Origin of the sequence: Thermococcus sp. PK (assembly GCF_000430485.1) — an archaeon.
Classification (GTDB): Archaea; Methanobacteriota_B; Thermococci; order Thermococcales; family Thermococcaceae; genus Thermococcus_A; species Thermococcus_A bergensis.
This window is the reverse complement of the sequence record NZ_KE387150.1, coordinates 371,856-380,643: the sequence shown is the minus strand read 5'-3', so window position 1 is coordinate 380,643 and position 8,788 is coordinate 371,856. Positions and strand designations below refer to the sequence as shown.

The window sequence follows — 8,788 nt, the reverse complement described above, 5'->3', positions numbered from 1 at the left end:
GATCCCCTGTTTTCTGAAAAAGACTACTGTAACCCGAATCCTGCTTGGGGTAATGTGTTATGGTCTGAAAATCCTCCTCAGAGTCAAATACTGTTTAAATAACAGGGGGTGAAACTAAACACGCCCAGCACCACCGTAAGATTTATAAATCCACTTATGTTCCCTATGATTGGGTTCGTGCCGCCGTAGCTTAGTCGGTAGAGCGCCGGACTGTTAATCCGGTGGTCGCCCGTTCAAGTCGGGCCGGCGGCGCCAGTCTTTGTGGGCCCGTAGCTCAGCCTGGTCAGAGCGCGCGGCTCATAACCGCGTGGTCGGGGGTTCAAAGCCCCCCGGGCCCACCACTTTTCCCCAGTATTAGCGGAAGACAATACAATGCGTTTTTAAGTTCCAGATAGTTAAAAGTCAATGCTTCTTATGAGAGTCCAGAATGTATAACTCTGCATTCCACATCCTTAGCTAACAAGAAGAAAGTTGAGAGAAAGGAGAACATCTTTTTCCTTAGGATTTAGAAGAGGTTAAAGTTTCTCTTTTTCTATAGTTTCTAAGCAGAATTACTGCCATAATTGGAAGTGAGGCATTTATAGCTAGTCCTATTACGAAGTGGAAGTTCAAGAAGCTACTAAGAATACCCTGATTCATTAGGAAAATAATTGACCACAGACTCACAGGAATGTTCAGAGACAAACTTACAAACAGCCCTGGGTTATATACCCTCCTAGCCCTGATTGACAACAAAATATGAGCTATCCCTGCAAATAGTGAAAAATACGGAATCCAGAGACCGAATTTATAATTAATAGTTGACAACAAACCAAACAATGGTAAAGCTACCCATATTAAGAGAACGTTTAAAAAGAAAACGAAGGTAGGATTTAGAGGCCCATTTTCTGCTTCTGTCTTGAGTATTTTTGTATTGAAAAACTTATCAAATCCTCCTGGAAAAACGTACTCTTCTGTCTGATGAAGCATGTAGAGAGGTGTTTGCAATAGGATAAGGAACACTACAAAATCATAATTGCGCACAAACACAAACAAGAAAACAACGAGATAAATAGAAAGAATCAGACCCACCTTTGCCCATTCCCTCTTCAACCATTCATAATATTGAGCAGGCTTCATTTTCTCTCACCCCCTGTCTATAAGGTATGGCACCTATGTGCTGTGTATTAAGTTGCTACCTAACTTTTTAAGGTCTTTTTAGAATACTCATTGGATAGTCATAGATTTAACAAAGAGTTATGCTTGCGTACTTGTTCAGCTCCTTAGATTTGCAATAGCATGTAGAACTAAATGCTTTTTCGTTTCAAGACTCACTCTTTAGGGAGTAAGTGAAGTATCCCCTTCACAATAAGTAAACAATATCCTCCACAGTCCAACTTTAAAGAACATTGAGCAGAATTGAAATTTCGACTATTCTTTAGCTAATGGCTTTAAGTATGTGGCGGGCCCGCCGGGATTCGAACCCGGGACCTTCGGCTCCGAAGGCCGACGCCCAATCCCCTAGGCCACGGGCCCTCAAAAGAGTTATAATGTATGCATAAATAAAAGTTGCGGTGATAAAATGATACTGCCAGACCACAAAATTAGAAAGGAAATCCTAATAGAACCATTCAGCGAAGAATCTCTTCAACCAGCAGGCTACGACTTAAGGGTCGGAAAAGAAGCCATGGTCAATGGAAGGTTCATAGATGTTGAAAAAGAAGGGAAGGTGGTTATTCCCCCCAAAGGACATGCCTTGATCCTGACCCTAGAAAGAGTGAAGCTCCCTGATGACATCATGGGAGACATGAGACTGAGGAGCACCTTTGCAAGGGAAGGTCTTTTGGGGAGCTTTGCATGGGTAGATCCGGGATGGGACGGGAACCTCACGTTAGCATTGTTTAACAGTTCTGAAGAAGAAGTAGTCCTCCATTACGGGGAGAGGTTCGTACAGATAGCATTCATAAGACTTGAAGAGCCAGCGCGCAATCCGTACAAGGGCAGTTATCAGGGAAGCCAACATTTAGTTTTATCCAAGAGAAAATCCAAGAAATGATTCCTTTTCTTTTATATTACACAGCAAAAAATCCGTTCTGTAAATTTGGGAAAACGAAATATAAAGAAATGAAGAGAGTTCAGCCGAAGAGGGCTCCAAGTCCAGCGAGAGCCTCTTCTTCCTTCTCTTCCTCTTCTTGCTGCTCTTCTTGAGCAGCCTCTGCAGGAGCTCCAGCAGCTGGAGCTGCAGCTGGAGCGGCTGCAACTGCAACTGGCATTGCGGCCTTCTCTATAACCTCTTCGATGTTGACGCCCTCAAGGGCTGCAACGAGAGCCTTCACTCTTGCCTCGTCAACCTCTACTCCAGCAGCTTGGAGTACAGCCTTTATGTTCTCTTCGGTTATCTCCTTACCAGCGGCGTGTAACAATAAAGCAGCATATACATACTCCATCTCCTTACACCTCCGAGTTATCTTTATTTTTTGTTATTTGATACGCATCAACCAAACAGAGCTCCCAATCCAGCGAGAGCCTCCTCCTCTTCTTTCTCTTCTTCTTCCTCTTCCTCAACCTTTTCCTCAGCCTTTTCAGCTGGCTGAGGCTGAGCCGCTATAACTTGTGCTTGTTGGTTTAAAAGTTCTTTGGTCTTCTCATCAAGCAAGTCCTCTGGCAACTGCTGGGCTATGAGCAAAGCAACTCTGAATGCCTTGCCAAGTATATCTCCAGCAGTTTCTTTGGTAATGTATCCTGCTTCCACAGCAACATTCTTCGCGCCAAGGAATGCCTTTTGTATGATTGCCTCGATTGTTTGCTTTGTTGGGTATGCAACGTTTACGGACAAGTTGAATGCGTGCATGTAAGCCTGCTGAATCATGCTGATGTATTGTTCCTCGTCAATTGCGAGGACTTCCGGTGTGTAAACAATGCCATCCTCGTAAGCAGCGAGCAGTTTGAGCCCCACTTCGAGAGGCTCAATTCCCAGCTGGTTGAGGATGTTAGCAAGTTGAGGAGTTATAATCTCGCCAGCTTTAAGTACTACGGTGTCTTTTTGAATTGAAACTTTACCTTTCTCAATTCTTGCAGGAATTCCCAAAGCCTGCATCTCACCTACGAGAGGTCCTGGTGAGAGAGGTGTTGGTCCAGCAGGAACCACAATGTCTTTTGGAGCTGGAACTCCGGGCTTAGCTGGAGCTGGCTTTTTACTCTCTTCCAGGAATTTGTAAAGCTTGAATGGGTTCATTTCTGTAACAAGGATAGCCGCTCCACCTTGTATGTGATCAACAAGCTTTTCAAGCTCTGGATTATTGAGCTCCTGAGCTGCCTTCTTGATTGCAAGTTCGATTAATGTGTTCCTTGAAACTCTAAGCACAGCCTTGCCCCTAAGGCTTTCCCTCATCTTTGATAAGGGGTAAGCTGGAACATCTGCTACATCTACGAGGGCAACCACTGGATAGCTCTTGATAAGCTTGGCAAGTTCTTCAACTTCCTTTTTCTTCCACTCAGCAACGTGAGCCATCTATATCACCCCTCTATTTTTACAGCTGGGCCCATTGTTGTCTTGACGTATACTGACCTAACTTGGTTTTCTCCTCTTTCAAGCTTTCCGATTATTGCATTGAGCACTGTCTCAATGTTCTCTGCGAGCTTTTCGTCGTCCATGTCTTCCGTGCCAACTGGAGCGTGCACTACTGGGTTGTTCTTGAGCTGTATTCTCACGGTCTTTTTAAGTTTTTCAACAAACGGAGTAAGATCCGTTACTGTAGGTGGAACTACCACAGGCATCTTGTTTCTTGGACCTAAGAACCTACCCAAGGTTTTACCAATCTTTGGCATCAGCGGAGCAGCTGCTATGAAAAAGTCATACTTCTTGGCTAGTTTTCTCGCAGCCCTTGGGTTGCTCGCCAATTCATCCAATTCCTCACCACTAATTACATCAAGCCCGAGCTTTTTAGCCGCCTCGGCAACGGCACCATCAGCGATGACCGCGATTTTTGGCTCCTTCCCACGGCCGTGTGGCAGTACAACCTCAAGCTTAAACCTGTTTTCAGGTTTTCTAAGGTCAATATCCTTGAGGTTTACTGCCACTTCGACGGTCTGTGTGAAGTTGCGCGGCTTAGCCCGGGCTTTAGCCTCCTTCACCGCTTCCACGATTTTTTGCTTGTCAAAGGCCATTTTTTTGACCTCCCTCTTTTTTTATTTAAGCCGAAAGGAAAAATCAAAAGTTCGTAAAAGGAGAGATTTTTAAACTTTTCCCTCACTCTGCCTTTGCAAACACTTCATCATAAACTCCTTCGTCGATTTCCTTCTGCACTTCTCTTGGGTCTTTACCTTCTACGGTAACTCCCATGCTCAGTGCCGTTCCTATGACTTCTTTGGCAGCGGCTTTTAGATCAGCTGCAAGCATTTGCTGCTTCTTTGCCCTTGCTATCTTGATGACCTGTTCCATTGTTAAGTTGCCAACAATGGTTCTCACTGGCTCGCTTGAACCTTTCTCAAGGCCAAGCTCCTTCTTGATAAGCTGGCTTACTGGGGGAGTACCGACCTCAATCTCGAATTGTCTTGTCACTGGGTCTACAATGATCTTAACTGGAACCTGCATTCCCGCAAAATCTTTTGTTGCCTCGTTTATTCTATCAACTACCTGCTTAACGTTCAATCCAAGTGGACCAATTGCTGGACCCAATGGGGGACCGGGAGTAGCTTTACCACCTTCAACCAACACTTCAACAACTTGCTTTTTTGTCATCCTCTTCACCCCTCTACTCCTCTGAGCGTTTGCTTATAAGCCTAACGTATTCCCCTCTAACTGTAACGGGGATTGGTACTATAGCTCCAATGAGCTCAACAACAATCTCATCTTTTGCTTCATCAACTCTGACAACCTTAGCCTTTTCTCCCTTAAACGGACCGGCAATAAGCTCGACAATATCTCCAGGTTCAAATCCGCTAACTGCGGGTTTCTCTTCAAGGAAGTGCTCTATCTCGCTAAAGGCTATCTCACCAGGTAGGGTTCCTCTTGCATGTCTGATGCCCCTGATTGCCTCATCCACCGCTGCTTTCTCTGCGGCCTCAACAAAGATGTACCCTCTAACCTTGGAAGGAGCTAAAATTGCCCTAATAGGCAGGTTGTAGGTCTTTGCCTTACTGTAAATGAGCTTGGCAGTGTTCTCTTCCTGTCCAACTGTTACCCTTACTGCAAATATCTTCGACTCCATCTCTATCACCAAGGGAGTTATGCCCCACCTTCTATCAATGTACCAATAATGTGAATAAGCATGCCGATAAGGCCTATTAAAATAATCCCAATGCCCGTTATCTTAGCAGCAAGCTTATACTCCTTCCAACTTGGCTTTTTGGTCACGAGGAAAACTCTCTTCGACTCAGATATGAAGCTTTTAAACTTTTCTGTGTAGCTCTCTGCCATTTTTAACACCCCTCACGACTCTCAGACTTGACTATTCCCCGACTATTTAAAAGTTATGCTTATATCCTCTCAGTTTATTTATAAAGTTAAGGGAGAACAAAAAGCTAGCGAAATTAAAACAAAATTTAAAGCTCGGTTAAGTCGAGCTTAATAACTTTCTTTTCTTCCTCTGGGGAATATGAGATCTCAGATTCTTCAACTACTGCATATGGAGAGCTGACTTCAGTCACAACAACCATTACTCTGATGGTCTTTTCGAGTTCTGGATCAAGCTGTATTCCCCATATCACCTGAGCCTCTGGATCAAGCTTGCTTGTCACGAGTTCAATTATCTGTTGTGCCTCCTCAAGTTTAACATCACTTCCCGCAATGCTTATTAAAGCCCCTTTAGCACCGCTTATGTCGACGTCAAGCAATGGGCTGTTTAATGCCTGTGTTGCTGCTTCCAAAGCCCTCTTTTCACTATCGCTCTCACCAATGCCAATCATTGCAACGCCGCCGTCTTTCATGACCGCCTTCACATCAGCAAAGTCAAGGTTAATTAGACCTGGCTTTGTAATTAGTTCTGTAATGCCCTTAACAGCCTGAACAAGAATTTCATCAGCAACTTTGAATGCCATGTGAATTGGCAAATTGGGCGCAACTTCCATAAGCTTGTCGTTCGGAATGACTATAACAGTGTCGCTGTTCTTTCTAAGCCTCTCAAGACCGTATTCAGCGTTTTTAATTCTCCTTATTCCTTCAACAGTAAACGGAAGCGTTACTACAGAAACTGTTAGCGCCCCCATTTTCTTTGCTAGCTCTGCAACTATTGGAGCGGCACCAGTTCCAGTTCCCCCTCCAAGACCGCAGGTTATGAAGACCATGTCTGCCCCTTCGAGGGCATCTCTAATATCCCTCTCACTTTCTTTTGCAGCCTCTTCGCCAACTTTTGGATTGTTTCCAGCACCAAGCCCCCTTGTAAGCTCTTTACCAATAAGTATCTTTTTGTGAGCTTTTATCTTTAAAAGATCCTGAGCATCAGTGTTAACAGCAATTATTTTGGCACCTTGAATTCCAACTTCCATCATTCTATTAACGGTGTTACAGCCCGCACCACCGACACCAACAACATATATCTTTGCCTGCACTTGTTCGAGTATTTTCTTAAGCTCCTCATCAATGTCAGAAGACGGGGCTTGTACTTCAACTGGAGCATTTGCCTCGGCGGAGGTTCTTTCTATCGCGTTTTCAATTAGTTTCAACATCTTTTCACCCTCCCATATCGATAACAGTTCTAAATGTTTTTTCACATTCTCTACATATATAAACCTTAGCCAAATTAGTTCAGCCGATATTTAAATGTGTACTTTTAAAGCTTTAAGCATTTCGCTTCTTTTGTTAGTCTTTGATAAATTCCAAGCCTAGTTCTTCAGCTAAATTCCTTGCAATTTGTCTGGTTTCCCCTTTACTACCCTTCCAATCAACGTAAATTGCATCAACGTTCCCTGATGTTCTTTCTATGGCCCTAACAAGCATTTCCCTCGACAAGGGATGTGCGTATTTTGCGGCTATATGGGAAAAAGCAATATCCGAAGTCAGTGCTTTTTTTGTTTGCTTTGGAGCATAATGACCCCCGCCGATCCCAACTGCGGTTTTGAATTTACTTTTTTGGTAGTTGTCCAAAACATAGACAATTGTCTCCGCAACTATCTCACCGGCTTCCCCATTTTTCCATTCCTCTTCACTGGAGCCAATTTCTACAAAAAGAGAGGGCACTTCAAGTTCACTTGGGCCGTGATGGGTCGCCTCATAACATACTGTCCAATCCAGAGTATTTAATTCGTGTAGCTTTAGAAGAGCAAGTTTCATTGCCCTTGGTTCTGCAATAGCTAAGCTTTCATCTTTCCCTCCGTACATAGCCTTTCCCCAGTTTCCAGTGACATGGGTCGTTAAAGCCGGGAGCTTCTTCTCACTTGAATGCCTCGATGCGAAGATTATTATCTCCGGGGTTATGTTAAGCTGCTTTGCTATCTCTATGTCTAGATTATCGTAGTATATCATTTCTCTATCTGTTGTCAATAGAAGGACGTCCTTCCAACGATAGACAGGGCTTTTATCGAATTCTTGCTCTGTTTCTTTGAATCCAAAATGTTCAACCAGCTTGTGCTTGATGTTCATGGAAGCCAAATCAACACTGGTCGTCATGATAACCTTCATTTTTATCCCCTATGAGGCATTGAGTTCTACCATAAAAATCTAGCGTTCTGGCCCTCACATCGCCTTGCCCCTACATATGTAATGGCAAAGTTCTTTTAAAGACAAACCCTTCTAAAAGACTCTTTGATCAAGATAAAAACATTCCGCTGAAATTTTCAACAACATAGCCCCAAATAACTAGAATTAATGATGTGCGGGCAAGTAAAAGTTTATGACCGGGGCGTGTTTATAGTAACCTTTATTAGGGTTTTTGCTGAATTCTTTCAGGTGGTTGTCGTGATCCCCAGATGGGATCACAGACTCAAAGACCCTGAAAGCGTGGCATTCGCAATTCTTGACGTTTTAGCAGACTTCGAATCAGAAGGAAAGCTGAAGAACCTGCCAAAATCCAAAAAATTTCCAGTAAAAACAATACTGGCAATACTCCTCTTTAAACAATACTACAACCTACCCCTCAGAGACGCCCAGCACTACGGCAGAAAATTCTTCGGAGCAAACATTCACTACTCAACCCTCCACAACTGGGAGAAAAAGCTGAACCTCGAAGAACTGACAAACCACCTCCTGAAAAAACTCCAGAAATTACCCTACGCCAGCACTCAAGCAGACTCAACCATTATCACAAATAAAAAAAGGGCAGGATAGAAGTTCAGGCAATAACGAGAATCCTGCCGGGTTTACTGTATCCGGTTGCTGTGAAGATCACAACTTCTGAGAACGAGCTGATTGAACTCCTGCCGGGGGGTTCTGGGAATTTTTATGCTGATGGGGCTTATGATTCAAAGAAAGTTCTGAACACTGTGGTGGAAAAGGGTTATCGGCCGATTGTTAAGAAAACTAAGAACGCTCCAGGTGGTTTTGGTAGTAAGAAGAGAGACAGAGTGTTTTCTGAAGAAGAGTACAGGCATAGGAATCCTCATGAGGGGTTCTGGGGTGCGTTTACAACGTGGTTTGGCAGTAGGATCCCCTGTTTTCTGAAAAAGACTACTGTAACCCGAATCCTGCTTGGGGTAATGTGTTATGGTCTGAAAATCCTCCTCAGAGTCAAATACTGTTTAAATAACAGGGGGTGAAACTAAACACGCCCTTTATGACCGTAAGGTATATAACCAGACATGGATACAAAACAAATACTGTAGTGTACATGAAATTATTTGAATGTATGTACAAAATATCGAGGAGATGTAAAAA

At 43.7% G+C, this 8,788-nt stretch carries 12 protein-coding genes and 3 tRNA genes; 5 read left to right on the top strand and 10 right to left on the bottom strand.

Annotated elements, in window-relative coordinates:
- The first annotated feature begins 179 nt into the window (after positions 1–179).
- Together THEPK_RS10290 and THEPK_RS10285 are read left to right on the top strand one after the other, a co-directional pair.
- A tRNA-Asn gene (locus THEPK_RS10290) sits at positions 180–255 on the top strand.
- A gap of 8 nt (positions 256–263) precedes the next feature.
- Positions 264–341: transfer RNA gene (locus tag THEPK_RS10285), tRNA-Ile, on the top strand.
- Between the two features lie 157 nt (positions 342–498).
- Here THEPK_RS10285 and THEPK_RS10280 read toward each other — a convergent pair.
- Together THEPK_RS10280 and THEPK_RS10275 are read right to left on the bottom strand one after the other, a co-directional pair.
- The gene (locus THEPK_RS10280) at positions 499–1,119 is read right to left on the bottom strand and encodes an HXXEE domain-containing protein (protein ID WP_042701582.1); all 621 of its coding nucleotides are present in this window, start codon (positions 1,117–1,119) and stop codon (positions 499–501) included.
- Between the two features lie 320 nt (positions 1,120–1,439).
- Positions 1,440–1,515 (bottom strand) — tRNA-Arg (locus tag THEPK_RS10275).
- Positions 1,516–1,561: 46 nt separating this feature from the next.
- Between THEPK_RS10275 and dcd the strand changes: the two genes are divergently transcribed.
- Entirely contained in the window at positions 1,562–2,035 is a 474-nt protein-coding gene (gene dcd / locus THEPK_RS10270; RefSeq protein WP_042701579.1) for a dCTP deaminase, read from the top strand.
- 79 nt (positions 2,036–2,114) lie between these two features.
- Here dcd and rpl12p read toward each other — a convergent pair whose 3' ends face one another.
- The 8 genes from rpl12p to THEPK_RS10230 form a co-directional block, all read right to left on the bottom strand.
- A complete protein-coding gene (rpl12p, locus tag THEPK_RS10265) occupies positions 2,115–2,426 on the bottom strand; it encodes a 50S ribosomal protein P1 (RefSeq protein ID WP_042701577.1) in 312 nt (103 codons plus the stop codon).
- 47 nt (positions 2,427–2,473) lie between these two features.
- Positions 2,474–3,490, bottom strand: coding sequence for a 50S ribosomal protein L10 (locus THEPK_RS10260; protein WP_042701576.1), 1,017 nt, complete (start codon positions 3,488–3,490; stop codon positions 2,474–2,476).
- 5 nt (positions 3,491–3,495) lie between these two features.
- The gene (locus THEPK_RS10255) at positions 3,496–4,146 is read right to left on the bottom strand and encodes a 50S ribosomal protein L1 (RefSeq protein ID WP_042701573.1); all 651 of its coding nucleotides are present in this window, start codon (positions 4,144–4,146) and stop codon (positions 3,496–3,498) included.
- Positions 4,147–4,228: 82 nt separating this feature from the next.
- Positions 4,229–4,720, bottom strand: coding sequence for a 50S ribosomal protein L11 (locus THEPK_RS10250; protein WP_042701569.1), 492 nt, complete (start codon positions 4,718–4,720; stop codon positions 4,229–4,231).
- A gap of 13 nt (positions 4,721–4,733) precedes the next feature.
- Positions 4,734–5,189: a transcription elongation factor Spt5 gene (locus THEPK_RS10245; RefSeq protein ID WP_042701566.1), complete on the bottom strand. Its 456-nt coding sequence runs from the start codon at positions 5,187–5,189 to the stop codon at positions 4,734–4,736.
- A 17-nt stretch (positions 5,190–5,206) separates the two neighbouring features.
- Complete coding sequence (locus tag THEPK_RS10240; RefSeq protein WP_042701562.1) at positions 5,207–5,398, bottom strand: protein translocase SEC61 complex subunit gamma; 192 nt, start codon at positions 5,396–5,398, stop codon at positions 5,207–5,209.
- A 125-nt stretch (positions 5,399–5,523) separates the two neighbouring features.
- On the bottom strand, positions 5,524–6,645 hold the full coding sequence (ftsZ, locus tag THEPK_RS10235) for a cell division protein FtsZ (protein ID WP_042701559.1): 1,122 nt from the start codon (positions 6,643–6,645) through the stop codon (positions 5,524–5,526).
- Between the two features lie 133 nt (positions 6,646–6,778).
- Positions 6,779–7,597 (bottom strand): D-aminoacyl-tRNA deacylase, encoded by an 819-nt coding sequence (locus tag THEPK_RS10230; RefSeq protein WP_042701556.1) that lies wholly within the window; start codon positions 7,595–7,597, stop codon positions 6,779–6,781.
- Between the two features lie 222 nt (positions 7,598–7,819).
- Between THEPK_RS10230 and THEPK_RS10225 the strand changes: the two genes are divergently transcribed.
- Together THEPK_RS10225 and THEPK_RS10220 are read left to right on the top strand one after the other, a co-directional pair.
- A complete protein-coding gene (locus tag THEPK_RS10225; protein WP_042697770.1) occupies positions 7,820–8,242 on the top strand; it encodes a hypothetical protein in 423 nt (140 codons plus the stop codon).
- A 50-nt stretch (positions 8,243–8,292) separates the two neighbouring features.
- The gene (locus THEPK_RS10220; protein ID WP_042696758.1) at positions 8,293–8,670 is read left to right on the top strand and encodes a hypothetical protein; all 378 of its coding nucleotides are present in this window, start codon (positions 8,293–8,295) and stop codon (positions 8,668–8,670) included.
- The last annotated feature ends 118 nt before the right edge of the window (positions 8,671–8,788 follow it).